General features: G+C 63.7%; 20 protein-coding genes and 1 pseudogene. 10 read left to right on the top strand and 11 right to left on the bottom strand.

The window, feature by feature from the left end:
- Window position 1 precedes the first annotated feature (1 nt).
- The 4 genes from ACR0NB_RS16855 to ACR0NB_RS16840 are packed head-to-tail and all read left to right on the top strand — an operon-like array spanning window position 2 to window position 4,270.
- Complete coding sequence (locus ACR0NB_RS16855) at window positions 2-895, top strand: 2-dehydro-3-deoxygalactonokinase (RefSeq protein WP_480776318.1); 894 nt, start codon at window positions 2-4, stop codon at window positions 893-895.
- A complete protein-coding gene (locus ACR0NB_RS16850) occupies window positions 892-1,497 on the top strand; it encodes a 2-dehydro-3-deoxy-6-phosphogalactonate aldolase (RefSeq protein WP_170367394.1) in 606 nt (201 codons plus the stop codon). Before ACR0NB_RS16855 ends, ACR0NB_RS16850 begins: the two co-directional genes overlap by 4 nt.
- Window positions 1,494-2,354 carry an SMP-30/gluconolactonase/LRE family protein gene (locus ACR0NB_RS16845; protein WP_480776317.1) on the top strand — a complete coding sequence of 287 codons (861 nt, stop codon included), beginning with the start codon at window positions 1,494-1,496 and terminating at the stop codon, window positions 2,352-2,354. The genes ACR0NB_RS16850 and ACR0NB_RS16845 overlap by 4 nt, the downstream gene beginning before the upstream one ends.
- Window positions 2,351-4,270: a beta-galactosidase gene (locus ACR0NB_RS16840; protein ID WP_480776316.1), complete on the top strand. Its 1,920-nt coding sequence runs from the start codon at window positions 2,351-2,353 to the stop codon at window positions 4,268-4,270. The genes ACR0NB_RS16845 and ACR0NB_RS16840 overlap by 4 nt, the downstream gene beginning before the upstream one ends.
- Before the next feature lie 42 nt (window positions 4,271-4,312).
- Here the strand turns inward: ACR0NB_RS16840 and ACR0NB_RS16835 are convergent, their stop codons facing one another.
- From ACR0NB_RS16835 to ACR0NB_RS16795, 9 genes are all read right to left on the bottom strand, one after another.
- Window positions 4,313-5,569 (bottom strand): ABC transporter permease, encoded by a 1,257-nt coding sequence (locus tag ACR0NB_RS16835; RefSeq protein WP_480776315.1) that lies wholly within the window; start codon window positions 5,567-5,569, stop codon window positions 4,313-4,315.
- On the bottom strand, window positions 5,566-6,486 hold the full coding sequence (locus ACR0NB_RS16830) for an ABC transporter permease (RefSeq protein ID WP_170341829.1): 921 nt from the start codon (window positions 6,484-6,486) through the stop codon (window positions 5,566-5,568). The genes ACR0NB_RS16835 and ACR0NB_RS16830 overlap by 4 nt, the downstream gene beginning before the upstream one ends.
- A gap of 12 nt (window positions 6,487-6,498) precedes the next feature.
- A complete protein-coding gene (locus ACR0NB_RS16825; RefSeq protein WP_170341232.1) occupies window positions 6,499-7,611 on the bottom strand; it encodes an ABC transporter ATP-binding protein in 1,113 nt (370 codons plus the stop codon).
- 124 nt (window positions 7,612-7,735) lie between these two features.
- Complete coding sequence (locus ACR0NB_RS16820; protein ID WP_170341827.1) at window positions 7,736-8,860, bottom strand: extracellular solute-binding protein; 1,125 nt, start codon at window positions 8,858-8,860, stop codon at window positions 7,736-7,738.
- A 351-nt stretch (window positions 8,861-9,211) separates the two neighbouring features.
- Entirely contained in the window at window positions 9,212-10,294 is a 1,083-nt protein-coding gene (locus ACR0NB_RS16815) for an ABC transporter ATP-binding protein (protein ID WP_480776314.1), read from the bottom strand.
- A gap of 3 nt (window positions 10,295-10,297) precedes the next feature.
- A complete protein-coding gene (locus ACR0NB_RS16810; protein ID WP_480776313.1) occupies window positions 10,298-11,953 on the bottom strand; it encodes an alpha-glucosidase in 1,656 nt (551 codons plus the stop codon).
- A 9-nt stretch (window positions 11,954-11,962) separates the two neighbouring features.
- The gene (locus ACR0NB_RS16805; RefSeq protein WP_480776312.1) at window positions 11,963-13,111 is read right to left on the bottom strand and encodes a carbohydrate ABC transporter permease; all 1,149 of its coding nucleotides are present in this window, start codon (window positions 13,109-13,111) and stop codon (window positions 11,963-11,965) included.
- A 10-nt stretch (window positions 13,112-13,121) separates the two neighbouring features.
- Window positions 13,122-14,129 (bottom strand): carbohydrate ABC transporter permease, encoded by a 1,008-nt coding sequence (locus ACR0NB_RS16800; protein ID WP_170359279.1) that lies wholly within the window; start codon window positions 14,127-14,129, stop codon window positions 13,122-13,124.
- A 63-nt stretch (window positions 14,130-14,192) separates the two neighbouring features.
- Window positions 14,193-15,461 (bottom strand): ABC transporter substrate-binding protein, encoded by a 1,269-nt coding sequence (locus ACR0NB_RS16795; protein ID WP_480776311.1) that lies wholly within the window; start codon window positions 15,459-15,461, stop codon window positions 14,193-14,195.
- A 231-nt stretch (window positions 15,462-15,692) separates the two neighbouring features.
- Here ACR0NB_RS16795 and ACR0NB_RS16790 point away from each other — a divergent pair, with 231 nt between their 5' ends.
- The 5 genes and pseudogenes from ACR0NB_RS16790 to ACR0NB_RS16770 all read left to right on the top strand — a co-directional run bounded on the left by ACR0NB_RS16790 (window position 15,693) and on the right by ACR0NB_RS16770 (window position 20,704).
- Window positions 15,693-16,724 (top strand): LacI family DNA-binding transcriptional regulator, encoded by a 1,032-nt coding sequence (locus tag ACR0NB_RS16790; RefSeq protein ID WP_093963166.1) that lies wholly within the window; start codon window positions 15,693-15,695, stop codon window positions 16,722-16,724.
- 2 nt (window positions 16,725-16,726) lie between these two features.
- Window positions 16,727-18,025: pseudogene (locus ACR0NB_RS16785) on the top strand (GH1 family beta-glucosidase); the annotation flags it as partial.
- Complete coding sequence (locus ACR0NB_RS16780; RefSeq protein WP_480776377.1) at window positions 18,011-19,054, top strand: glucokinase; 1,044 nt, start codon at window positions 18,011-18,013, stop codon at window positions 19,052-19,054. The pseudogene ACR0NB_RS16785 and the gene ACR0NB_RS16780, both read left to right, overlap by 15 nt.
- A 39-nt stretch (window positions 19,055-19,093) precedes the next feature.
- Window positions 19,094-20,020 carry a carbohydrate kinase family protein gene (locus ACR0NB_RS16775; RefSeq protein ID WP_480776310.1) on the top strand — a complete coding sequence of 309 codons (927 nt, stop codon included), beginning with the start codon at window positions 19,094-19,096 and terminating at the stop codon, window positions 20,018-20,020.
- Between the two features lie 18 nt (window positions 20,021-20,038).
- Window positions 20,039-20,704, top strand: a complete 666-nt coding sequence (locus ACR0NB_RS16770) for a D-lyxose/D-mannose family sugar isomerase (RefSeq protein ID WP_480776309.1) — start codon at window positions 20,039-20,041, stop codon at window positions 20,702-20,704.
- Here ACR0NB_RS16770 and ACR0NB_RS16765 read toward each other — a convergent pair.
- Both ACR0NB_RS16765 and ACR0NB_RS16760 read right to left on the bottom strand, forming a co-directional pair.
- On the bottom strand, window positions 20,698-21,663 hold the full coding sequence (locus ACR0NB_RS16765; protein WP_480776308.1) for a cation efflux transmembrane domain-containing protein: 966 nt from the start codon (window positions 21,661-21,663) through the stop codon (window positions 20,698-20,700). The two genes, ACR0NB_RS16770 and ACR0NB_RS16765, sit on opposite strands and share 7 nt — an antisense overlap.
- 40 nt (window positions 21,664-21,703) lie before the next feature.
- The gene (locus ACR0NB_RS16760; RefSeq protein ID WP_480776307.1) at window positions 21,704-23,329 is read right to left on the bottom strand and encodes a GMC family oxidoreductase; all 1,626 of its coding nucleotides are present in this window, start codon (window positions 23,327-23,329) and stop codon (window positions 21,704-21,706) included.
- A gap of 161 nt (window positions 23,330-23,490) precedes the next feature.
- On the opposite strand from ACR0NB_RS16760, the gene ACR0NB_RS16755 reads away from it, so the two are divergent.
- Window positions 23,491-25,041: a trimethylamine methyltransferase family protein gene (locus ACR0NB_RS16755; protein ID WP_480776306.1), complete on the top strand. Its 1,551-nt coding sequence runs from the start codon at window positions 23,491-23,493 to the stop codon at window positions 25,039-25,041.
- The last annotated feature ends 13 nt before the right edge of the window (window positions 25,042-25,054 follow it).

The following is a 25,054-nucleotide window of genomic DNA, read 5'->3' as shown; positions in this document are numbered from 1 at the left end:
CATGAACACCGAGTGGATCGCAGTAGACTGGGGCACCTCGCATCTGCGCGCCTGGGCGATGCAGGGCGACACGGTGCTGGACCACGCCCAATGCGACCGGGGCATGGCAACGCTGGGCCGGGATCAGTTCCAGGACGCGCTGCTCACGCTGGTCCAGGGCTGGCTTGGCGTGGCGCCCGTCGACGTGATCGCCTGCGGCATGGTCGGTGCCCGGCAAGGCTGGGTCGAGGCGCCCTATGTGGCGGTGCCGGCCAAGCCGATCTCGACCGTTCCGGTGCGCGTGCCCGGCACCGATCCACGCATCCGCGCCTTCGTGGTACCCGGCCTGAAACAGGGCGATCCCGCCGACGTGATGCGCGGCGAGGAAACCCAGATCGCCGGCTACCTGTCCACGCGCCCGCATTGGGATGGCGTGATCTGCCTGCCCGGCACCCACACCAAATGGGTGCAGGTCAGCGCCGGCGAGGTCGTCAGTTTCCGCACCTTCATGACGGGTGAACTGTTCGATCTGCTGGGCCAGCACTCGGTGCTGAAACACTCGGTGGGCGAAGGCTGGGACGACGACGCCTTTGCCACGGCCGTGGCGGACACGCTGTCCAAGCCCGAGCAACTGGCCGGGCGGCTGTTCGGGCTGCGCGCGGCCGACCTGCTGCACGGCCAAGATCCGGCCACCGCCCGCGCCCGCCTGTCGGGCGCTCTGATCGGTGCCGAACTGGCCGCCACCCGCCCCTATTGGCTGGGTCAGCAACTGGCCATCATCGGGGCCGAGGCCCTGTCGAACATCTATGCCACCGCGCTGCAGCAGCAGGGCGCATTCGTCGAAACCGCCGACGCGACCCAAGCCACGCTGGCCGGTCTGCTGCAGGCCCGCACCCTCACGAGGCAAACCGCATGAGCCGCCCCATCATCGCCATTCTGCGAGGGCTTGAACCGGCACAGGCCGAGGCCGTCGGCCAAGCCATTTTGGACGCCGGAATCGACCGGATCGAGGTTCCGCTGAACTCGCCCGACCCGCTGGACAGCATCGGCCGTCTGGCCCGTTCGATCGGCGACCGCGCGCTGGTCGGGGCCGGAACCGTCCTGACCGTGGACGAAGTCGAACAGGTGGCCGCCGTTGGCGGCAAGCTGATCGTGTCGCCAAATTGCGATGCCGAGGTTATCGCGCGCACGGTGGATCTGAGCCTTCAAAGCTGGCCCGGGGTCTATACCCCGACCGAAGCCTTCGTCGCCCTGCGCGCCGGAGCCACCGGGTTGAAACTGTTTCCCGGGGTGATGGCCGGACCGGTGGGGCTGGCGGCCATGCGCCCGATCCTGCCCAAGGGCACGCAGGTCTATGCCGTGGGCGGCGCGGGGCCCGAGAATTTCGGCGACTGGCTCAAGGCCGGGGCCGACGGTTTCGGCATCGGCTCGGCCCTGTTCAAACCCGGCATGTCCGTGGACCAGATCGCCGAAAACGCCCGCCAGATCGTCGCCGCCTTTGACGAGGCCGCGCGATGAGCCAGGTCTTTGACGACCGCCCGTGCGAGTTGGGCGAAGGCCCGCTGTGGCACCCCGAACGGCAACAGCTGTTCTGGTTCGACATCGTCAACAAGCGCCTGATGACCCGCGACGCGGGTGGCCCGCAAAGCTGGGATTTTGCCGAGCACGTCTCGGCCGCGGGCTGGATCGACCGCGACACGCTGCTGATCGCGTCGGAAACCGGCCTGTGGACGCTCGGGCTTGAGACCGGCCACAAGGACCGCATCGTCGCGCTCGAGGCCGACAACCCGGTGACCCGCTCGAATGACGGGCGGGCTGATCCGTGGGGCGGTTTCTGGATCGGCACCATGGGCAAGCGCGCGGAACCGGGCGCGGGGGCGATCTATCGTTTTTGGCGGGGTGAGCTGCGGCAGCTGGTTCCGGACGTGACCATCTCGAACGCGATCAGTTTCGCGCCCGACCGGTCCTGCGCCTATTTCTGCGACACGGCCACCGGGCAGGTGCGCCGCTGGGCACTGAACCCGGAAACCGGCTGGCCCGAGGGCGACAGCGCGGTGTTTTTGGACCTGCGCACCGAGGGGCTGAACCCCGATGGCGCGGTCGTCGATGCCGCGGGCAACCTATGGCTCGCGCAATGGGGCGCGGCGCGGGTCGCGGCCTATGACGCCGGCGGAACCTTCCTGCGCGCGGTGCGTTTCGCGGCGGCCCATACCTCGTGCCCCGCTTTCGGCGGGCCGGATCTGACGACGCTGTTCTGCACCTCGGCCCGTGAAGGGCTGGATGCGGACACCATCGCATCGCACCCCACCAACGGAATGACCTTTGCCGCCGAAAACGCGGGCCAAGGTCAGGCAGAACACAGAGTCATCCTATGAACCCCGAACTTGGCGTTTGCTATTACCCCGAACATTGGCCCCAGTCGATGTGGGCCGAAGATGCCGCGCGCATGGCCGAGGCCGGTCTGCGCTGGGTCCGGATCGGCGAATTCGGATGGAGCCGGATGGAGCCGGAACCGGGCCGGCTGACATTCGACTGGCTGGACCAGGCCATCGAAACCCTTGGTGCAGCCGGGCTGAAAGTGGTGCTTGGAACCCCAACCGCCACGCCGCCGCGCTGGATGCTGGACCGGCACCCGGACATGCTGGCGGTGGACGAAAACGGGCAGCCGCGCAAGTTCGGCTCGCGCCGTCACTATTGTTTCAGCCATCCCGGGTATATCGAGGAATGCGTCCGCATCGCCCGGATCATGGGCGAACGCTATGGCCACAACCCGCATGTGGCCGCCTGGCAAATCGACAATGAATATGGTTGCCACGACACCACCGTCAGCTACAGCGAGCCTGCGCGGCAGGCCTTCCGCCGCTGGCTGGCCAAACGCTATGGCTCGGTCGAGGCGCTGAACGCGGCCTGGGGCAATGTGTTCTGGTCTATGGAATACGGCGATTTCGATCAGATCGACCTGCCCAACCTGACCGTGACCGAACCCAACCCCGCGCATGTGCTGGCCTTCGGCCGGTTCAGCTCGGATCAGGTGGTGGCCTTCAACCGGGCCCAGGTTCAGGCGCTGCGGCCCCTGACCGACGCGCCGCTGCTGCACAACTACATGGGCCGGGTTCTAGATTTCGACCATTTCGAGGTGGGCGCCGATCTAGATATCGCTACCTGGGACAGCTACCCGATCGGGTTTCTGTCCGATCGGCTCGAGGCCGACGCGGCGCACAAGGCGGCCTATCTGCAGCAGGGCGACCCGGACATGCAGGCCTTTCACCACGATCTGTACCGCGCCGTCGGGCGCGGCCGCTGGTGGGTGATGGAACAGCAGCCCGGACCGGTGAACTGGGCGCCCTACAATCCGGCCCCCCTGCCAGGCATGGTGCGGCTCTGGTCGCTCGAGGCCGTGGCCCACGGGGCCGAGGTGGTCAGCTATTTCCGCTGGCGGCAGGCGCCTTATGCACAGGAACAGATGCACGCGGGCTTGCTGACGCCGAACAACCACCCTGCCCCAGGTCTGGCCGAGGCGCAGCAGACGGCCGAAGATCTGGCCGCTCTGGGACCGGTCGAACCGGTGCAGGCGCGGGTGGCCATCCTGTTCGACTATCCGTCGGACTGGGCCTGGGCGACACAGCCGCAGGGCGCTGGGTTCAACTATTTTCGGCTGGTGTTTTCCGCTTATCGCGCACTGCGCCGCGCCGGGCTGTCGGTCGATGTCGTTCCGACCACGGGCTTGGACGACGCCGACTATGATCTGATCCTCGCCTCCGGTCTGGCCACGCTGGACGACGCGCTGGCCGACCGCCTGCGGGCGGCTGCGAAACTGACGGTTCTGGGCCCGCGCGCCGGAGCAATCACGGCTGATTTCCAGATCCCGGCCCAAGGCCGCCCCGGCCTGCAGGCGTTGGACTGCGACGTGGCGCTGGTGGAATCCCTACCGCCCGAGATCACCCGCCCGGTTCAGGGCGGCGGAGCGGCGCAACACTGGGTCGAGCGGTTGACCGGCCACGCGCCCGATCTGTTGACCTTCGAAGACGGGACTCCGGCGCTCAAGGGCAGTGACCAGCTTTGGTACCTGGCCGGGTTCCCGGACGAAGACCTTTGGGACCGGATCGTTGAGATGGCGGCGCAGAAAGTCGGGCTGCCCTTGCACCAGATGGCGCCCGGCCTGCGGCGGCGCGAGACCGCGACCCATGACTTCCTGATCAACTACAACGCCACACCGGTGGATTGGAACGGCCACAGCATCGCTGCCTGCGGAGTCGCTATCCTGAAACGCAATCCGCCCGGCCAGGAATGAACCTGAACCGGGCGGATGTGGTGCTCTGGTAGGCGCTTCTTCCTACTCGTCGGTCTTCAGACTGTTTGGATCGAAGACATTGCCGAACCCACTGTTGCCCGAAGGCTGATCGTCAGACTCGGCTGAGCTTTCGTCGTCCTGACCACCCAATGTGTTCGGAGCGAACACATTGCCAAAACCGCTGTTGTTCGACGGTTTGGGCGTGGATTGCTGCGCGTCGCCTTGCTCGGCCTCGCGCTGCTTGCGCTGCTCCTCGCGTTGCTTGCGCAATTCCTGAATGCGCTGCTCGGCTTCCAAACGCTTTTCTTCCTTGACGTCCGCGATGCACTGGGCCGGGTTGTAAGCCATGGCCGTCCCGACGACAGTGATCGTTGCCACGGCAAACATGACCAGCAGCACGGCCGCCATGTTCCCCGAGAAAAAGCTGGGCAACTTGATCTTGCCCGCAAGCTCCTCGACCGTGGCTTCCTTGCGCGCGGCGGCGACCAGTTCCTGACGCTTCAACTTGGCTTCGTTCAACAGGGCGAAGAACACGGTCAGCGCCACGATGATAAAGGCCAGCGCCGAAATCGCGGGTGTAATGCCGTAGCGCACCTTTTGAGCCAGTTCGATTGTCAGTGTCGGATATTCGCCGAACGTGAAGGTGGTGGTGTTGTAGTTCTCGAACGAGGCAAGAAACGCCAGCACCGCCGCCGAAGCAATCGCCGGGCGCATGAACGGGAGCAGGATCTTGCGAAACGCCTGTGCATGCGTTGCACCAAGGTCCAGTGCCGCCTCGGTCAGCGCCAGGTCATATCGCTGCAACCGGGCCACCAGAACCAACATGCAATAGCTGGCTATGAAGGTGGATTGGCCAATCACGGTCAGGAAAATGCCGTTCGACAAAAAGCTGTCGGCGCCCAGCCCCAGCATCCGGTTGATCCGGTCCCAGAAGACCAGCGTCGAGATACCCAGAACAACGCCCGGGATCAGGATCGGTGCGATGATGATCGTGTAGTAGGTGGCGCGCAGCTTGGGCCAGATCTGGGTCAGCATCAGCGCTCCAGCCAAGCCCATCGCCACCGACAGAACCACGGTTCCCGCGCCAATGATCAACGAGTTCTTGATGCCGTTCAGGATGCGTTGGTCCTGAAACAACTCGCCGAACCACTGGAAGGTCAGGCATTCCCACGGGCTCATGCGCGGGAAACCGGACGAGTTGAAGGCGGTGATCGACATGATCACCAGCGGACCCAGCAGGTAGGCGAAGAAGATCGCCAGATAGACCCAGATGCTGATACGGAGGAAGGAGATGTTCATTTCCCGATATCCCCCATGTTCACCTTGAACAGGCGCATCATTGCCAACACGAACAGGATACAGGTGACCAGCAGAACGATGGCGTAGGCTGCGCCTTGTGGCCAGTCGTTGTTGTCATTGAACTGCTGATAGATCAGCTGCGTGAACCACAGACTGGACGGCCCACCCAGGATTTGCGGTGCGGCCAGCGCACCGGCCGACAGCATGAACACCATCGTACAGCCGGAACTGATGCCAGGCTTGGCATAGGGAATGACCACCCTCCAGTGGATCCGCCACCACGGAGCGCCCAAGTCGCGCGCCGCTTCGATCTGGTTTCCATCCAGGCTTTCGATGACGTTGTACATCGGGAAGATCATCAGGAGGATGTACGCGTAGCCGAGGCCCGCATAGAGCGCGATGTCGTTGCGGATGAAATCGAACGGCGTGTCCCAGATCCCCAATCCGACGAACAGCGTGTTCAGAACGCCGGTTTCTCCGAAGATGATGCGCAGCGCAAAGGCACGCAGGATCTCGTTGATCCAATAGGGGATGATCAGCATGATCGCGAAGATACGAATGTGATTGCCCTTGGACTGACCCAGGTAATAGGCAATCGGATAGCAAATGATCAGGTTGAAGATCGTCACGCAGACCGCGGCGATCAACGTCCGGAAGAACACGCGCAGATCAACGGCGTTGTAGGACTGGCTACCGCCTTCCGGCCCGTAGATCAGATATTTGTAGTTCTCCAGCGTGTACACGTCCTTGGGGCCACCGATTTCCGGGGGCGGCAGGTTGGGACGGAAGGAAAAGTCCAGCATCGACAGCTGCGGCAGGATGATCAGGCCGATCGTCCAGAACAGGACAAGCCCCAAAATCGCGAGCCCCATGCCGAAACCGTTGCGGTTGAAGAAGTCCCTGAGGAAGCCAGGCATCGTCGGGCCTCCTTATTCCGCAGCCAGCTCACCCGCCGGAACGACAACCGCGTTGCGGGTTTCGTATTCCAGCGTGATGTTCTGCCCGGTGTGATCTTTGAACGACTGCCCGTGGTTCGGGATCGAGACCTTGATCTCCTTGCCGCCCTCTCCTTCGGTGAAGATGTTGAAGACGTTGCCTTCGAATTCCTCGTGGGTTACCCGCGCCGTGACGAAGTGATCGCCGCTCGTCCCCTCGGGTGCAATCGAGAACGCCTCGGGTCGGATGAACATCATGGCGTCGTCACCTTCGGCCAACTTGCCCTGATTGGCGGTCGATATCCGCGCCACCAGATCGCCGGACCGGTTGGTCGAGATCAGGGCCTCTTCGCCCATCACTCTTTTGACCTTGCCGCGGAAGACATTGTTCTCGCCCACGAACGAGGCGGCAAAAGCGGTTGTCGGGTCGTTGTAGATGGTCTTGCCGTCGGCGATCTGGTCGATCACGCCAGCGCGCATCACGGCGATGTTGTCAGACATGGTCAGGGCCTCGCCCTGGTCATGGGTGATGTAGATGAAGGTGATGCCCACACGCTGCTGGATCTCACGCAGTTCGGTGCGCATGTGCTGACGCAACTTGAGGTCCAGCGCCGATAGCGGTTCGTCCAGCAGCAGCACGTCCGGTTCGGCGCAGAGGGCGCGCGCGATGGCGACACGCTGGCGCTGGCCGCCCGACAATTCGCTGGGCAGCTTGTCGCCCTGGCCCGGCAGCGCGATCATGTCCAGCAGCTCGTCCGCGCGTTTGCGCCGTTCGGCGGCACTGGCCCCTTTGATCTCCATCGAAAAAGTTATGTTCTCCCACACCTTCATGAGCGGAAACAGCGCGAGGTTCTGAAAGATCAGCGCAGTAGGACGCTTGTTCGGCCCGATGCCCTTCATGTTCTTGCCGCCGATCAGGACATTGCCTTCGCTGGGCTCGAGGAACCCCGAGACCGCCCGAAGGATCGTGGTCTTGCCACAGCCCGAAGGCCCAAGGAACGAAAAGAAATCGCCCCCGTTGATGTTCACGTTCGCATCTCGCACAGCGACAAAATCGCCGAAGCGGATCCACAGGTTTTCCAGATCAACTCCGATCCCTGCACTCATTTTTGGTATCTCCCTGTGATGCAGCCTCAGGCCGCACCGCATCGTTGTCCGTCACGCGGGGCAAACGCGTGCGGGGTCCAAAGGCCCCCCGCGCGACAACGCGAGGGGCGCGATCTCAAGGCGATCAGGCGCTCTTGAACTTGTTGACGAACTCGGTCCGGGTCTCGGCATACCACGGTGCTTCGGCAGGCCACGGGTTCAGGTTGGCCAGCGAGTCGCCCGGATAGGCCTCGGCAAAGTTCTTCTTGTAGGTGTCGCCCGAATACTGGTCGGCACCCAGAACCGGCGAGTTGTAGCCGTGGCTGTCGATTGCGACACCGGCCGGCTTGGCCTGATAGGCGAAGTCAATGAAGGCGTAGACCTGGTCGATATTGGTTGCGCCGGTCGGCATCGAAATACCGTCGACCCAAGCCATCGCACCCTCGACCGGAGCCTGGTAGTGCACCGGTTCGCCAGCGGATTTCAGTGCCAGCGGCGGACCATCCCAAGTCTGTCCGACGACAACCCCTTCGTTCAGCAGGCCGTTCTTCTGGGTGTCGGCATCGTTCCAGATCAGTTTGATCCGGTCCTTGCGGGCGATGCACCAGTCGGTGATCTGACCCCAGACCTTGCGCATGGTGTCTTCGTCGCCATATGCGGCCCAGACCGAGCCGGGCTCCATCTCGCCGATGCGCTCCATGTACAGACCCGCGCCCAACATCATCGAATGCGCGCGACCCATGGTCTTGCCGGCGTTTTCTTCCGACCAGACGTCACCATAGGACGGAGCGTCGCCCTCGGGCAGCCACAGGTCGGTGCGATAGGCAATGCCTTCGGTACCCCAGATATGCGGCAGCCAATGCGCGCCGCTGTCACCAAAGTTCCAGGCATCGGTGCCGATCTTGGCCATCGCCGGGTTGACCTTGTCGATCGGGACCCTGTTCATGTCGAACGGCTGCAGAAGCTCCAGCGGCTCCCACTGCAGCGAGCGGTTGTTGGTCGGCGAAACGATATCAAAGCCCTGGCCCTTGGTGGCCTTCATCTTGTTGATGATCTCTTCGTTCGAGCCAATTCCGGTGTAGTTCACCTTGATCCCGGTCAGGGTTTCGAACTCTTCGATGAAGCTGGGCGGCAGGTAATCCGACCACATCAGGATGTTGACTTCGCCCGAAGATGCAAGGGCGCTTTTGCTGTACAGAGGTGCCGCCAGCGCAGCTGCGCCGGCCCCTTTCAACACCGTACGACGGCTGAAGTTTGACGATTTGGTCATTCGTGTTTCTCCCGTGTTTGGACTGAGTTTTGTTTTTTATCCGTGCGTCACGTTAGAGTTTTGCGGTCGCCCCGTCAGTCCAAAAAGTGACAGTTTGCGAAATTCTTAGGTCCAGTTCCCTCGGAAGCCCAAGCCCGGAGCCTGCCCAAACAGCACGCGACTCTGCGGGAATTCGCGCAAGGATCATATATCAAAAGGGCCGACGATACCTAACGGCGCATCGGAACTGGCCTCATGTCGCGAAGGGAGATCACGCGAATTTTTTACGCAGCCGCCTAATCGATGCGCACCATTTCAGCCGCAAAAATCGATTTGCGACGAATTCAGACCAGAATCACGACGCGGTCGGAGCTATTTGCGCATTGACCGGCCGTCATGAAACAGGTGGATCTTCTCCGGCGCGGCAGTCACCGAAACCGTCTGACCACGCAAGCCACGATGGATGCCCGGCAGTTTGCCGATCACCGACTCAGCGCCGGGGGCTTTCGCGAAATAGAGCAGCGTCACCTCGCCCAACGCTTCGGTAAAGTCCACGGTCCCGGTCACGATGGGGTCACCGTCGGCGACCACCAGATCCTCGGGCCGCACACCCACGTTGACCTTCTTGCCGGCGTCGGCGTCCTGGGTCGGGATGGCCGAAACTGCCGTGCCGCCACAGTCCAGCGCGACGGTCGTGGTGGCACCGGTGCCGGTGATCGTGCCCGGCAGCAGGTTCATGGCGGGCGAGCCGATGAACTGGGCCACGAATTCATTGTCAGGCGTCTCGTACAGTTCCAGCGGCGTGCCGACCTGCGCGATACCCTTGTTGGCCAGAACCACGATCCGGCTGGCCAGGGTCATTGCCTCGACCTGGTCGTGGGTGACATAGATCATCGTGCTGTCAGGCATCGCCTCTTTCAGGCGCGCGATCTCGATCCGCGTGGCCACCCGCAGGGCGGCATCCAGGTTCGACAGCGGCTCGTCGAACAGATAGACCTTGGGGTCGCGCACGATGGCCCGGCCGATGGCGACCCGCTGACGCTGACCGCCCGACAGGGCCTTGGGCAACCGGTCCAGGAACGGTTCCAACTGCAGGATCTGCGCCGCGCGGTTCACCGCCGCGTCGATCTGATCGGTGGGCATCTTGGCGATTTTCAGGGCAAAGGCCATGTTCTCGCGCACGGTCATGTGCGGATACAGCGCGTAGCTTTGGAACACCATGGCGATGCCGCGCTGTGCCGGGGGCACGTCGTTCATCACCTGCCCCTCGATCTCCAGCGTCCCGCCCGAAATGCGTTCCAGCCCCGCGATCATCCGCAGCAGGGTGGACTTGCCGCAGCCCGAGGGGCCGACGAACACGATCAACTCGCCGCGCTCGATTTCGAGGTTGATGCCCTTGAGGACATCGACATTGCCATAGGTCTTGGCGACATCGGTCAGCTTGAGCTCGGACATGGGTTACCCTTTCTCTCGGACCATCAGGCAGAATTGCGACGGCGCCAGCGTGGCGCTGCCCTGCGCCTCGACAGCGCCCAGATCCTGACCGATGCAGCGCCAGTTGCCTTCGGGCAGGTCGATTTCCGCGGCGCCATCTCCCAGGTTGAAGGCGCAGAACACCTGCTGGGTATCATCCTCGCGCAGGAAGCTGAGGATCGGGCCGGTTTCGCGCATGTCGGACTGGGTGCCCGACATCAGCGCCGGATATTCATGGCGCAGAGCGATGGCGCGGCGATAATGGTTCAGCACCGACTGCGGGTCGGCGTCCATCCGGTCCACGGCGCGCTCGGCCTGCGCGATGCTGACGGGCAGCCAGGGCGCACCGGTGGTAAAGCCCGACTGTTCGTCCTGCGCGGCCCAGACCATGGGCGTGCGGCAGCCGTCGCGGCCCTTGTATTCAGGCCAGAACTCGATGCCATAGGGGTCCTGCAGGTGCTCAAAGGGCACGTCGGCCTCGGGCAAGCCCAGCTCTTCGCCCTGATACAGGCAGGCCGAGCCGCGCAGGCACATCATCAGAACCGCGTGCTGGCGGATGCCGGCCTCGTCCAGATCCCAACGCGAGGCGTGGCGCTGCACGTCGTGGTTGGAGAACGCCCAGCACGGCCAGGCGTCGCCGGCCTTGGACAGAAGCTGGTCGAACACATGCTTGGTGTATTCTGCCGTCAGGCGGCGTTTTTCCAGAAATTCAAAGGCATAGCACATGTGCATACGCTTGTCGCCCCGGGTGTATTCGCCCATGATCTCAAGCCCGCGCTGTGCGTCGCCCACCTCGCCCAGACAGGCGCGGCCGTCATATTGATCGGTCAAAGCGCGCAGCCGTTCTAGGAAGGCGATGTTTTCGGGCTGGCTCTTGGAATACAGGTGGTCCTGATGGTTGTAGGGGTTGACCATCGGCGCGATGGTTGCGTTGCGCTGATCCAGCGGCAGCGCCGGGTTGTCGCGCAGTTGCGCGTCGTGGAAGTAGAAGTTGATCGTGTCCAGTCGGAACCCGTCAACGCCTATGTCCAGCCAGAACCGCGCCACGTCCAGCAGCGCGTCCTGTACATCGGGGTTGTGGAAATTCAGGTCCGGCTGCGAGGTCAGGAAGTTGTGCAGGTAATACTGCTGCCGGCGCGTATCCCACTGCCAGGCCGAGCCGCCGAAGATCGACAGCCAGTTGTTGGGCGGGGTCCCGTCAGGCTTGGGGTCGGCCCAGACATACCAGTCGGCCTTGGGGTTTTCGCGGTTGCTGCGGCTTTCGACGAACCACGGATGCTGGTCCGAGGTATGCGACAGAACCAGGTCGATCATCACCCGCAGACCCAGACCATGGGCGCGGTCCAGCAACGTCTGGAAATCCTCCATCGTGCCGAACATCGGATCGATGGCGCGATAGTCGCTGACATCGTACCCGAAATCCTTCATCGGCGACTTGAAGAAGGGCGAGATCCAGATCGCATCGACCCCCAGACCAGCGATGTAATCCAGCCGCTGGGTAATGCCCCGCAGGTCTCCGATGCCGTCGCCATTGCTGTCCTGAAAGCTGCGCGGGTAGATCTGATAGATCACGCCGCCGCGCCACCAGTCGGACGCCGTCTTGGTTGAGTGCTTGAGGTCCACGTTGTTCTGCACGTTCATCACACGCCCTTATTTGACTGAACCGGCCAGCAATCCGCGGACCAGGTATTTCTGCATTGCAAAGAAGACGACCAGCGGCACCGCGATCGACACGAATGCGGCCGTGGCCAGGATTTCCCAGTTGCCGCCACGGGTGCCCAAAAGCTCGACGATACTGTTGGTCATCACGGTAGTCTCGCCGGATGCGTCGATCAGGAACACCTTGGCCACCAGCAGGTCGTTCCATGTCCACAGGAACTGGAAGATGGCGAACGAGGCCAGCGCCGGAAAGCTCAGCGGCAGGATCAGCTTGGTGAAGATTTGAAATTCGGTGGCGCCATCGACCCGCGCATTCTCGATCAGGTCGCGGGGCAGCCCGGCCATGTAGTTGCGCAGAAGATAGATCGCCAGCGGCATGCCAAAGCCGGTATGGGCCAGCCAGACGCCCAGATACCCTTTGCCGATGCCGATGTTCAGGTGGAATTTCAGCAGCGGGATCAGCGCCAACTGCAAGGGCACCACCAGCAGACCGACCACCGCGGCGATCAACAGCGCACGGCCCGGGAAATCCATCCAGGCCAGCGCATAGGCCGCGAAAGCCGCCACCAGGATCGGGATGATCGTGGCCGGAATCGTGACCGTCAACGTGTTGAAGAACGCCTTGGCCATGCTGTCGGTACTGTCCTCGGCCAGCAGGACCTTGTGATAGTTGTCCAGCGTGAATTCGGGCGGCAGTTCGGCGGTCACGAAGACGCGCGACCCACGGCTGCCGGTGAATTCCTGGCTGTTCTCCATCCGGTAGTCGCCATTGGCCTGAACGGTGATCGTACCGCCCTTGCGCAGTTCGGCGGTCTGGCCCGGCTCAAACGCATCGATCTCGCGCGAGCTGATGCCCCATTTCGAGATGCGCGCCTTGGTTCCGGCGTCGAACAGGTTGCCCTCGATCACATACAGGCCGTTTTCCTGCACCTGGGTGTCGGGCGCGGCGCTGCGCAGCGTCAGGTTCTGCTCGGACGGGAAAACCGCCCGCCACCAGCCGCTGGTCGCGATCTGGTCCGCCGTGCGGAAGGACGAGATGAACAGGCCCAGCGTTGGCACCACCCACAGCACCACCAGAAACAGGACCGAGGCATGTACGGCCCATCTGAGCGCCGGGCGGGTTCCTGCGATCTCACTCATGACGCACCCCCTATTCCATTTCCTTGCGCGCGTTGCGCACGTTCCAGACAAGAATCGGCGTCACCAGCAGCATGATCACCATGGCCGAGGCCGAGCCCACGCCCCAGTCATTGGCGCGGAACAGCTTGTCGAACATGTAGTTGGCCAAGACCTGTGTCTCCCACTGGCCGTTGGTCATGGCGAAAACAATGTCGAACACCTTCAGCACGACGATGGTGATCGTGGTCCACACAACCAGAATCGTGGTCTTGATCTGCGGCACTTTGATCTTGAAGAAGATCTGGAACGGGCTTGCGCCATCCAGAATGGCGGCCTCGACCGTTTCTTCGGGAATACCGCGCAGGGCCGCCGACAGGATCACCATGGCAAAGCCCGTCTGAATCCAGACCAGCACGATCATCAGGAAGAAATTGTTCCAGAACGGGATCGTCAGCCAGGTCTGCGGGTCGGTTCCGCCAAAGAAGATGTACAGGGCATTCAGCATGCCGATCTGGTCCTGCTCGACCGGACGGGTGTCATAGACAAGCTTCCAGATCACCGATGCGCCCACGAACGAGATCGCCATCGGCATGAAGATCAGAGATTTGGCAACATTGCCCCAGCGGATGCGGTCGGTCAGCTGGGCGACCAACAGGCCAAATGCTGTCGACAGCGCCGGGACCACGATCAGCCACAGCATGTTGTTACGCATCGCTTCCCAGAATTTGGGCTCTCCCATCATCTGGGCGTAGTTGTCCAGACCCACCCACTCGTATCCGCCGCCGGGCACCCGGTCGGTCAGGGACAGGCGTAGCGTTTCCACCACAGGGTAGGCCAGGTACAGCCCCAGCGCGACCAGAGCGGGCAAAAGAAACAACCATGGCCGGACCATGTTTGCCCGATTGATGTTGCGTCCGGCGTTCGGGCCGCGCGGCGGGAACAGAATCTTGTCCAGAAACTGGTTGGACAAGTAGAAGTAACCAACGCAGCCGGATACGCCGATGGCGATCGTCAGCAGACCTTGCAATGCGGGATGCATGTCACCCTCCCTGGCGACAATGGGTCGGGCAACCCGAAGGCCGGGTTGCCCGGTTTCACGGCTTTACTGGATCGCGTCCCAAGACGCCTGGATCTCGTCCGCCACGTCTTGCGCGGGTTTGCCACCGGCATAGTCGACCATTCCCGTCCAGAACGTGCCTGCCCCAACCGCACCCGGCATCAGGTCGGACCCGTCAAAGCGGAAAGTGGTCGCCCCCAGAAGAATGTCGTTCATCTTCTTCAGTGTCGGATCCGAGAAGGCCGAGGTATCGACACCCTTGTGCGGGGTCAAAAAGCCGCTGAGCGCCATCCAGGTCTCGTGCGCCTCGGGCGTCTGCAGATAGGCGATCAGGTCATGCGCTGCGGGGCTGTCATTGGTGATCGCCCACAGGGTGCCCGCGCCCAGAACCGGGCTGCCCAGATCCTTGCTTTCATAGGCCGGGAAGTAGAAGAAATCGGCATCTTCACCCACGACCGTGCCTTCGGGGAAGAAAGCCGGGATGAACGAGGCCTGACGGTGCATGTAGCACTGCGGCGGCGAGCTGAACATGCCTTTGGGGCTGTCGCGGAAATCCGTGGTTGCAACCGCACCGGCCCCGCCGGCGACATAGTCGTCATTGCGGGCGAATGCGCCGAATTCCTCGATCGCGGCCACGACCTTGTGGTCGTTGAACTTCAGCTCGTTGGCAACCCACGCGTCATAATCCTCGGGGGACTGGGTGCGCAGCATCATGTCCTCGACCCAGTCGGTCGCAGGCCAACCGGTCGCGCCGCCCGACCCCAGGCCGATGCACCAGGGGGTGCCGCCATCGGCGACGATCTGGTCGGTCAGGGCTTTGAGTTCTTCCATCGTGGTCGGAACTTCATAGCCAGCGTCCTCAAAGTTCTCGGGCACGTACCAGACCAACGATTTCACATCGACCTTGTAGAAGAAGCCGTAGAGATGATCTTGGCCGTCCGGTCCGGCATAGGCGCCCAGGTCGACCCAGGACTGGCCCGCGGCATAGTTGTCCCGGATCCAGTCGGCGGTCCCGTCAGCAAGCGGTGTCAGAAACCCGGCTTTCGCCATGTCGGCCGCCAGACCCGGCTGGGGGAACACGGCGATGTTCGGGGCCGACCCGGCCTCGGCGTCGATGCGGATCTGCTGCTCGAAGCTGTCCGACCCGACATAGGCATATTCATGGCCGGTGGCAGCGGCAAATCCGTCCAGAACCTTTTCGACATTTTCCTGGTCCGGACCAAGCCATGGGCCGAACACGGTGACCTTTTCGGCCTGTGCCGCGCCCGCCACCAGGGCGAACGTGGCCGCACCTGCCAAAAGCGAGTGTTTCATTGATTTTCCTCCCAACTGTGTCCGCGCGTGTGAGACTCATTTTTCAAAGCGCTTTGAATGCGGCCGTTATCCGCTAACATGCTGCCCCTGTCAATGACTAGATTTCGGCGCAGGCAGACTGCGTCCATGTTTTCCTAGCGTATCGCGGATAATGGCAAAACAACTTGACGCAAGCGGCAAATCCCCACACAACAGGGCGCACACAAGCATTGAAAGCGTTTTGAAACCGCTATGAACCTCAAACAGCTCTCTCAGATCCTGGGTTTGTCGCAGACGACGGTCAGCCGCGCGCTGAACGGTTACCCAGAAGTGAATGAAGAGACTCGCATGCGGGTTCAGGCGGCGGCGGCCAAACATGGCTATCGACCGAACGCCCGCGCCAAGGGGCTGGCGACGGGTCGTTCGATGGTGATCGGCCACGTGATCCCCAGCTCGTCGCGCCACGAGATGGTGAACCCGATCTTCGGCGATTTCGTCGCCGGCGCGGTCAAGAAATATGCCGAGCACGGCTACGACATGATGTTCACCAATGCCGACGACACCTCGATCGAAGACGCCTATCGCAGCCTGTTCCAACGCGGTGCGGTCGACGGCGTGGTGCTGCAGGGCCCCAAGGTGAACGAGCCGCGGATCGAGGTTCTGACTCGGATGCAGGTGCCGTTCATCGTGCATGGCCGGTCGACCGGCGTCAGCGTGCCCTATGACTGGATCGACGTGAACAACAAAAGCTCGTTCCTGCGTGCGACCCGCTTTCTGATCGACCTGGGCCACCGGCGGATCGCGTTGATCAACGGTCTGGAAGACATGGATTTTGCCCAAAGGCGCCGCGACGGGTATCTCGAGGCGCTGAAACAGGCCGGCCTGTCGCCCGACCCGGCCCTGATGCGCAGCGCCGAAATGACCGAAGTCTATGGCCATCACGAAACCCGCGACATGCTGCGGCTGGACGATCCGCCGACCGCGATCCTGACCTCGTCGATGATCTCGGCGATCGGGGTGCGGCGCGCGCTGGACGAGGCCGGGCTGAAGATGGGCCGCGACGTGTCGGTGATCGCCCATGACGACGACCTGTCCTATCTGAAGAACGGGCAGGACGTTCCGATCTTTACCGCCACCCGGTCTTCGGTGCGCCACGCCGGCGAACTGGCCGCCGAGATGCTGATCGAGCGCATCCGCGCGCCCCACGACCCGGCCAAGACTAGATTGCTCGAGGCCGAACTGGTAGTCGGCGGCTCGACTGGTCCCGCCCCCAACAGGTTCTGAACATGAAATACACCCGCGCTGATTTCCCCAAAGACTTCCTCTTTGGTGTCGCAACCTCGGCCTATCAGATCGAAGGCCACGCACAGGGTGGCGCCGGCCCGACCCATTGGGACAGTTTCGCGGCCACGCCCGGCAACGTGGTGCGCGCCGAAAACGGCGATCTGGCCTGCGACCACCTGCACCGATACGAACAGGATTTCGACCTGATCCGCGAGGCCGGGTTCGACTGCTATCGCTTTTCCACCAGTTGGGCGCGCGTGCTGCCCGAAGGGCGCGGGCCGGTGAACCAGGCCGGGCTGGACTATTATGACCGACTGGCCGACGCCCTACTGGAACGCGGCATCCGCCCCTGCGCCACACTTTATCACTGGGAACTGCCCTCGCCGCTGGCTGATCTGGGCGGCTGGCGCAACCGCGACATCGCCGACTGGTTCGCCGATTTCACCGAGATCATCATGGGCCGCATCGGCGACCGCATGTACAGCGTCGCCCCGATCAACGAGCCCTGGTGCGTCAGCTGGCTGAGCCATTTCGAAGGCCACCACGCCCCCGGCCTGCGCGACATCCGCGCCACGGCCCGCGCCATGCATCACGTCCTTCTGGCCCACGGCCGCGCGATTCAGGCGATGCGGGGCCTTGGCATGTCGAACCTGGGCGCGGTGTTCAACCTGGAATGGGCCGAACCTGCCGATGACACCCCCGAGGCCCGCGAAGCCGCCGATCTGTACGACGGTATCTACAACCGGTTCTTCCTGGGCGGCGTTTTCAACAAGGCCTACCCCGAGAACGTCCTGCAGGGGTTGCAGGCCCACCTGCCCGACGGGTGGCAGGACGATTTCGACACGATCGGCACGCCGGTCGACTGGTGCGGGCTGAACTACTATACCCGCAAGCTGATCGCGCCCGCCGACACTCCCTGGCCCAGCCTGCAAGAGGTCCCCGGCCCCCTGCCCAAGACGCAGATGGGCTGGGAGATCGAACCAGGCGCGCTGACCCGGTTCCTGACCCGTACGGCCCGGGACTACACGGGCGATCTGCCGATCTATGTCACCGAAAACGGCATGGCCAGCCCCGAGCGGCAGCAGGATGACGACCGCATCGACTATCTGAATCAGCATCTGGCCGCGGTGCAGGACGCGCTGGATCAGGGCGTCCCGGTCACGGGCTATTTCATCTGGTCGCTGCTGGACAATTACGAATGGGCGCTGGGATACGAGAAGCGGTTCGGCCTGGTCGATGTCGATTTCGACACGCTGGAACGGCGCCCCAAGGCCTCGTTCCGGGCGATGCAGGCCGCTTTGGCTCAGGGCGATCCGGTCTCGGTGCCGATGGCGCAGCCCAGGGGCGCGATGCACGACCACTGGAACCTGGTGGCCGATATCGGCGGCACCAACACGCGGCTGGGGGTCGTCACCAATGGCACGCTCACCGATCTGCGCAAATCGCCCACCGGCACCCTGCCCGAGTTTCTGGCCGCCCTGCACGACCTGTGCACCGAGATCGGAACGCCGCCGCGCGCCGTGGTCGCCGCGGGCGCAGGCCCGGTGCGCAATGGCACGATCCGCCTGACCAATGCCAATCTGGATCTGTCCGAGGCCGACATCGCCACGGCCACCGGCGCGGACCACACCTTTGTCATCAACGACTTCACCGCCGCCGCGTGGTCGGTGGCCGAGATCACCGGCGATGACGTGCAGGCCCTGCAGGGCGATCCAACCCCGCCAAAGGGCACCCGACTGGTGGTCGGCCCCGGCACCGGGCTGGGTGTCGGCGCGCTTTTGTATTCCGAAGGCCACTATCACACCGTCTCGGGCGAGGGCGGCCATGTCGGCCTGTCACCCCGCACCCGCGACGAAGTGGACGTGTTCGAAGCCGCCCGCCGGATCGCGCCCGAGTGTTTCTTTGGCGACAGCCTGACGCTCGAGGCCGAGATGTTCCTCAGCGGTACGGGCCTGCCGATCCTGTATCGTGCCGTGGGCATGGCCGCAGGCCAGCCCGAGACGCCCGTCCTGCCCGCCAGGGACATCCTGCAGGCCGCGCGCGACGGGTCCGATCCGCTCGCCATGCGCGCCGCGCAGATCTTCACCACCCATCTGGGTGCCGTGATGGGCGACATGGCCGTCACCGTGATGCCCACCGGCGGCGTCTTCCTTGTGGGCGGCGTGGCCGAGAAGAACCGCTGGCTGTTCGGCGACGACTTCCTGGCCGCCTTCAACGCCGGCGGCCGGTTCGACGCGCTGCGGCAAGGCTTTGGCGTTTATGTGTCGGAACAGGCTGAATTTGGCATTGTTGGCGCTAACAACTTCTGCAAAAATGCGCTCGCGCGGTAAACTCACCGCCTGATCTTTGCAGAAGGAAGGAGCCGGGACATGATCCTGTGCTGTGGCGAGGCCCTGATCGACATGATCGCGGAACCGACGGTTTCGGACGCGCAAGGTTTCGTGCCGCATTCGGGTGGCGCGGTGTTCAACACCGCCATCGCCCTGGGCCGGCTTGGTGCGCCTGCCGGAATGCTGACAGGGTTGTCGAGCGACATGTTCGGCCAGCAATTGGCGCAGGCCCTGAAAGACAGTCATGTGGACGGCTCGCAGGTTGTTCTTTCGGACCGTCCGACCACGCTGGCCTTCGTACAACTGCAGGACGGGCACGCAACCTATACCTTCGTCGATGAAAACTCGGCCGGGCGGATGCTGCGCCCCGAGGACATGCCGGACCAGTTGAGCGCGACCTCGGCGCTGTATTTCGGCGGCATCAGCCTAGCCTGCGAGCCCTGCGCCGATGCCTATGCCGCCCTGCTGGACCGCCACGGGGCCGAGCGCGCGGTGATGATCGACCCCAACATCCGCCCAGACTTCATCCAGGACCAGACCCGCTACCGCACCCGCCTGAACCGGATGATCGCGCAGGCCGATATCGTCAAGGTCTCGGACGAAGATCTGGACTGGATCGTCCCCGGCCCCGAAACGCTGGAGGAAAAAGTGCCGCTGCTGCTGCAGGCGGGCCCCGCCGTGGTGATCGTCACGCGCGGCAGCCAGGGCGCGACCGGGTATCTGGCCGATGGCCGCACGGTTTCAGTGCCGGTCACGCCGGTTCAGGTGGTCGACACGGTGGGCGCGGGCGATACGTTCAACGCCGGGGTTCTGGCGCAACTGCACCGCGCCGGGCTGCTGACCAAACAGGCGCTCCGCGCGATCTCGCCCGACGACCTGCGCGCCGCGCTGGAACTGGGCGGCAAGGTCGCCGCCGTCACCGTATCCCGCGCCGGGGCCAACCCGCCCTGGGCACACGAGCTATAAGTCATCGAAAGCACCGATATGAAACGATCCGAGATCAACCGCATCAAAGCCGAGGCGCAGGCCTTCATCAATTCGTTCGGCTTTGCCCTGCCGCCCTTTGCCGACTGGACGCCCGAGCAGATGCGCAGCCCGCACGCCGCCGGCATCCGCGCCCGCGGCCTTGGCTGGGACATCACCGATTACGGCCAGGGCAAGTTCGACGAGCTGGGTCTGTTCCTGTTCACCCTGCGCAATGGCGACGAAAAGGACCTGAGCGCAGGACGGGGCATGCTCTATGCCGAGAAGTTGTTGATTTCGCGTGACAAACAGCTGTCGCCGATGCATCGCCACATCGTCAAGGCCGAGGACATCATCAACCGCGGCGGCGGCGATCTGGTGATGGAGATCTACGCCTCGGCACCCGATGGCAGCATCGACCGCGACACCCCCGTCACCGTACCCAGCGACGCCTGCCCAGTGACAATCCAGCCCGGCGAGCATCTGCGCCTGAAACCGGGCGAAAGCGTCACGCTGATGCCCGGTATCTGGCACGCCTTCTGGGCGGAAAAAGGCGATTGTCTGATCGGCGAAGTCTCGACCGTCAATGACGACCGCACCGACAACGTGTTCGAGCAGCCGATCCCGCGCTTTGCCACGATCGAGGAAGACACCGCGCCCGAGTTCCTGCTGGTCGCCGATTACTGAGCGCGCGAGGCCGCGCCGAAGGGCGGGTCCGAGGCCAGTGTCAACGCGACCCGGCCCGGACTTGCGGCCTGGGCCAGCCGGTCGCGGACGGCCTCGAAGGCTTCGATCGTCACGGGTTCGGCGGGTTTCAGATAGACAAGGTGGAACAGCGCTCGCCCGCTGCGCACCGTCGCCACATCCAGCACCTGAAACGGGCTGTCTGCACAGATCCGGCGGGCCTGCCCAATGATCTCGGCCCGGGCATCGGCCGGCAGCGCCACACCCACGATATCGCGCAGCGCGCCCAGAAACACTTTGATCGGTTGCGGCAGCAGCGCCAGGCACAGCAGCAACACCACCAATGCATCAGACACCGGAACCAGACCGGCAAGCGGCCCGCCCTCAAGCAGGTTGATCGCGAAAAACGCCGCCCCGGCCCCAAGGCTCAGCACCCCGTCGACCATCGCGGCCCGGGACTCGACCCGCAGCAGATCGCTGGTCTTGCCGGTGCGGCGCCAGTTCCAGCGATGATAGGCGAACAGCGCCAGACAGATCGCCGCCATCGACCCGGCATAGATCAGGATCCATTCCAGAACCACCGGCGCGGCTTCGCCCGTCTTGGCATAGGCCAGCAGACGGTTCACCGCCGAACCGGCTGCCATCAGGATGATCCCGAACAACAGCAGGCTGCGGAACATCACGAAGACGGATTCGTCGATCTCGTATCCGAAGGGGCGGTTCTGGTCCGGAGCGCGACGGATCGAGGCGGCGACCCATCCCGCCACCACTGCCGTTGCGAAATTGAGCCCCGAGAACAGCCCGTCCAGCAACAGCGCGTCGGAGTTTGCCAGCAACCCGACCACAACCCCGGCGCCTGCCATGAACAGGCTGGCCCATTTTGCCGCGTTCAGCGACCGGCGTTCGAAAATCAATGTGTCCTGCATCGGTTCAGCTTTTCGGTTGATGAAGCTGGCGGTCATTTATGTCCGGCAGGCCAAGGCGCAAGCCCCTGTGCCGTGCTCATGCCCGTCCACGTATCATGTCGGCGGCCTTTTCCGCGATCATGATCACGGGCGAGGCGGTATTACCCGAGACGATCTTCGGCATGACCGAGGCATCGACCACCCGCAGCCCCTCCAGACCCCGAACGCGCAGTTGTGGATCGACCACCGCGGCGGCGTCACTGCCCATGCGGCAGGTGCCGACCGGGTGAAAGATCGTGGTGGCGATGTCGCCCACCGCATCCAGCAGGCCCTGTTGGTCGTTGATCTCGGGGCCAGGCAGAACCTCTTGCGGGTAATAGGGTGCCAGCGCCCGCGCGGCCATCACCTGCCGGGCCTGCTGCACGGATTTGACCGCCACCTGCCGGTCGCGCTCGGCCGAGAGGTAGTTCAACCTGATCTCGGGCTGAGCCTTCGGATCGGGCGTGGTGATGTGGCAGTGCCCCCGGCTTTCGGGCCGCAGATTGCAGACCGAGACGGTGATGGCGGGGAACGGATGCAGCGGGTCGCCCAGCCGGTCGGTCGACAGCGGCTGCACGTGATATTCCAGATCCGGCGTGGCCAGCATCGGGTCGGATTTGGTGAACATGCCGAACTGGCTGGGCGCCATCGCCATCGGACCCGACCGGGTCAGGGCGTATTGCGCCGCGATGCGCGCCTTGCCCCACAGGCTGTTGGCCATGGTGTTCAGGGTTTTCGCGTTCCGCACCTTGAACACGGTTCGGATCTGCAGGTGGTCCTGCAGGTTCGCCCCCACGCCCGCGCTTTCATGCTGAACCGCGATCCCCTGCGCCGCCAGCACCTGAGGGTCGCCGATCCCCGACAGCTCCAGCAGCTTGGGCGAGTTGATCGACCCCGCCGCCAGCAGAACCTCGGCCCGGGCAAGGGCCCGGTATTCGATGCCGCCACGGGCAAAGCGCACGCCACGCACGGTCTTGCCTTCGAGGATCAGGCCCAGCGTCTCGGCCTCGGTCAGGACCCGCAGGTTGGGCCGTTTCCTCGCCGGGCGCAGAAATCCCTTGGCCGTGTTCCAACGCACGCCGTTCTTCTGGTTGACCTCGAAAAACCCCGAGCCTTCGTTGTTGCCGTCATTGAAATCGGCGCGCGGCTGGATGCCGATCTCGCGCGCGCCGTCCTGCACGGCCTTCAGGATCTCCCAGCTCAGTCGCTGTTTCTGAACCTTCCACTCGCCACCAGCCCGGTGCATTTCGCTGTCGCCGGCGTGGTGATCTTCGGATTTCAGGAAATAGGGCAGCACATCGTCCCAGCCCCAGCCCGCATTGCCCAGCTGCCGCCAATGGTCATAGTCGGCCGCCTGCCCGCGCATGTAGATCATCCCGTTGACCGAGCTGCACCCGCCCAGCACCTTGCCCCGCGGATAGACCAGCGACCGCCCGTTCAGCCCCGGCTCGGGCGCGGTTTTCATCATCCAGTCGGTGCGCGGATTGCCGATGCAGTACAGATACCCCACCGGGATGTGGACCCAGTGGTAGTTGTCCGACTTGCCCGCCTCGAGCAGCAGAACCCGTGTCTTGGGGTCCTCGGTCAGCCGGTTGGCCAGCACGCAGCCCGCGGTACCCGCGCCTATGATGATATAATCGTACTCGCCCTCAAGCCGGGCGGTTTCAGATGTGGCGGAATTCATTCTCGGTCTGCTCTGTGCATTGTTCCTGATCCTGCGGAGCGCAGCTTAGCAGCTGTTGCGGGCAATGCACGGGCTCGATGTCGCATTCCGCAACAGTATTTCGCAATCCTGCAGGTCGCGCCCCCAGTTGCTGGTCAGACTGGTGTCAAAGGAGGCCCAGAATGACCCAGACCGCCACCCGCGTCCGCTCCGGAGGCCGCGCCGCCCGCCGCGCCCTGCGCACCGCGCCCAGCTTTGACATGTTGCCGGTCCTGACCCGCAACATCCCGCTGTGCGAAGTGATGGACGGGTCACAGGTCGAGCGGATCGACGCAGCCTCGATGGACATCCTCGAAAACGTTGGCGTGCAGTTCCGCGACCCGATTGCGCTGGCCGACTGGAAGGCGGCTGGAGCCAAGGTTGACGGCGAGCGGGTATATCTTGATCGCGGGCTGGTCCGCGACTTGATCGCGACGATCCCCTCGGACTTCATCTATCACGCCCGTGACCCGCGCAAGAATGTGCGCCTGGGCGGGCCGCACGCGATTTTCGTGCCGATGACCGGCGCGCCGTTTCTGCGCGATCTGGACGACGTGCGCCGCAATCCGACACTGGACGACCTGGCGATATTCCACAAGCTCAGCCACATGCTGCCGGCGCTGCATTCCAGCGCCCACCACATCGTCGAGCCCTATGATCACCCGATCAGCCAGCGCCACCTGCGCATCACCTATTCGTCGATGAAATATTCCGACAAGACCTTCATGGGCATGACCACCTCGCCCAGAAACGCCGAGGACGTGATGGAGATGTGCGCGATCCTGTTCGGCGAAGAGTTCATGGAGGATCACCCCGTCACCACCGGCAACTGCAACGGCAACTCGCCGCTGGTCTGGGACGAGACCATGCTGGGGGCGATGCGCGCCTTCTGCCGCCGCAACCAGCCGGTGCTGTGCTCGCCCTTCGTGCTGGGCGGGGCCAACACACCTGCGAGCGTGCCGGCGACGGTCGCGCAGCTGAACGCCGAGGCGCTGAGCGCGCTGGCCTATACGCAGGTGATCCGGCGCGGCTGTCCGGCGATCTACGGGCACTACCTGTCGACCGTCAGCATGAAATCCGGCGCGCCGATGGCCGGCACGCCCGAGATCAGCTTGATGAACTTCATGATCGGCCAGATGGCCCGGCACTACGGCGTGCCCTGGCGCAGTTCGAACACGCTGGGCGGGGCCAAGACATTCGATGCGCAGGCGGGATATGAATCCGCCACCACGCTGTCGGCGGTGATCCATGCGGGGGCCAACTATATCTGGCATTCGGCGGGCTGGAACGAGGCCGGGATGCATTGTTCGACCGCCAAGTTCGTTGTCGATGCCGAGCAATGCGCCATGGCCTACCGCATGGCCGAGGGCCCGAAGTGGCACGATTTCGACGAGGCCGTTGCGGCCGTATCCGATATCGGCCCCGGCGGGCATTACCTGGGCCATCCGCACACGCAGGACAATTTCCAGGAGGCGTTCTTCATGCCCGAACTGTTCGACAACAACTCGATCGAACAATGGGTGGCCGAGGGCGAAGTCGAGATCACCGAGCGCGCCCTGAACCACGCCCGCAAGCTGCTGGCCGAGTATCAAGAGCCCCGCCTGGACCCGGCCACCGACGAGGCATTGCGCGACTACATCGCCCGGCGCGAGCGGGAGATCCCCGCCGCCGACGAGTTGAACCAGCACTGTTAGGAAACACTCCACT

The organism is Ruegeria sp. CG3, assembly GCF_056537205.1.
The sequence above is the reverse complement of the archived record's forward strand: the minus strand, read 5'-3'. Positions and strand labels throughout refer to the sequence as shown.

What these genes read in the sequence shown, in the direction of transcription:
- ACR0NB_RS16855 (WP_480776318.1), top strand. Translation starts at nt 2, where the DNA reads ATGAACACCGAGTGGATCGCAGTAGACTGGGGCACCTCGCATCTGCGC.
- ACR0NB_RS16800 (WP_170359279.1), bottom strand. Translation starts at nt 14,129, where the DNA reads ATGCATCCCGCATTGCAAGGTCTGCTGACGATCGCCATCGGCGTATCC.
- ACR0NB_RS16810 (WP_480776313.1), bottom strand. Translation starts at nt 11,953, where the DNA reads ATGAACGTGCAGAACAACGTGGACCTCAAGCACTCAACCAAGACGGCG.
- ACR0NB_RS16850 (WP_170367394.1), top strand. Translation starts at nt 892, where the DNA reads ATGAGCCGCCCCATCATCGCCATTCTGCGAGGGCTTGAACCGGCACAG.
- ACR0NB_RS16845 (WP_480776317.1), top strand. Translation starts at nt 1,494, where the DNA reads ATGAGCCAGGTCTTTGACGACCGCCCGTGCGAGTTGGGCGAAGGCCCG.
- ACR0NB_RS16805 (WP_480776312.1), bottom strand. Translation starts at nt 13,111, where the DNA reads ATGAGTGAGATCGCAGGAACCCGCCCGGCGCTCAGATGGGCCGTACAT.
- ACR0NB_RS16790 (WP_093963166.1), top strand. Translation starts at nt 15,693, where the DNA reads ATGAACCTCAAACAGCTCTCTCAGATCCTGGGTTTGTCGCAGACGACG.
- ACR0NB_RS16835 (WP_480776315.1), bottom strand. Translation starts at nt 5,569, where the DNA reads ATGAACATCTCCTTCCTCCGTATCAGCATCTGGGTCTATCTGGCGATC.
- ACR0NB_RS16755 (WP_480776306.1), top strand. Translation starts at nt 23,491, where the DNA reads ATGACCCAGACCGCCACCCGCGTCCGCTCCGGAGGCCGCGCCGCCCGC.
- ACR0NB_RS16770 (WP_480776309.1), top strand. Translation starts at nt 20,039, where the DNA reads ATGAAACGATCCGAGATCAACCGCATCAAAGCCGAGGCGCAGGCCTTC.
- ACR0NB_RS16795 (WP_480776311.1), bottom strand. Translation starts at nt 15,461, where the DNA reads ATGAAACACTCGCTTTTGGCAGGTGCGGCCACGTTCGCCCTGGTGGCG.
- ACR0NB_RS16840 (WP_480776316.1), top strand. Translation starts at nt 2,351, where the DNA reads ATGAACCCCGAACTTGGCGTTTGCTATTACCCCGAACATTGGCCCCAG.
- ACR0NB_RS16780 (WP_480776377.1), top strand. Translation starts at nt 18,011, where the DNA reads ATGCAGGCCGCTTTGGCTCAGGGCGATCCGGTCTCGGTGCCGATGGCG.
- ACR0NB_RS16760 (WP_480776307.1), bottom strand. Translation starts at nt 23,329, where the DNA reads ATGAATTCCGCCACATCTGAAACCGCCCGGCTTGAGGGCGAGTACGAT.
- ACR0NB_RS16815 (WP_480776314.1), bottom strand. Translation starts at nt 10,294, where the DNA reads ATGTCCGAGCTCAAGCTGACCGATGTCGCCAAGACCTATGGCAATGTC.
- ACR0NB_RS16830 (WP_170341829.1), bottom strand. Translation starts at nt 6,486, where the DNA reads ATGCCTGGCTTCCTCAGGGACTTCTTCAACCGCAACGGTTTCGGCATG.
- ACR0NB_RS16765 (WP_480776308.1), bottom strand. Translation starts at nt 21,663, where the DNA reads ATGACCGCCAGCTTCATCAACCGAAAAGCTGAACCGATGCAGGACACA.
- ACR0NB_RS16825 (WP_170341232.1), bottom strand. Translation starts at nt 7,611, where the DNA reads ATGAGTGCAGGGATCGGAGTTGATCTGGAAAACCTGTGGATCCGCTTC.
- ACR0NB_RS16775 (WP_480776310.1), top strand. Translation starts at nt 19,094, where the DNA reads ATGATCCTGTGCTGTGGCGAGGCCCTGATCGACATGATCGCGGAACCG.
- ACR0NB_RS16820 (WP_170341827.1), bottom strand. Translation starts at nt 8,860, where the DNA reads ATGACCAAATCGTCAAACTTCAGCCGTCGTACGGTGTTGAAAGGGGCC.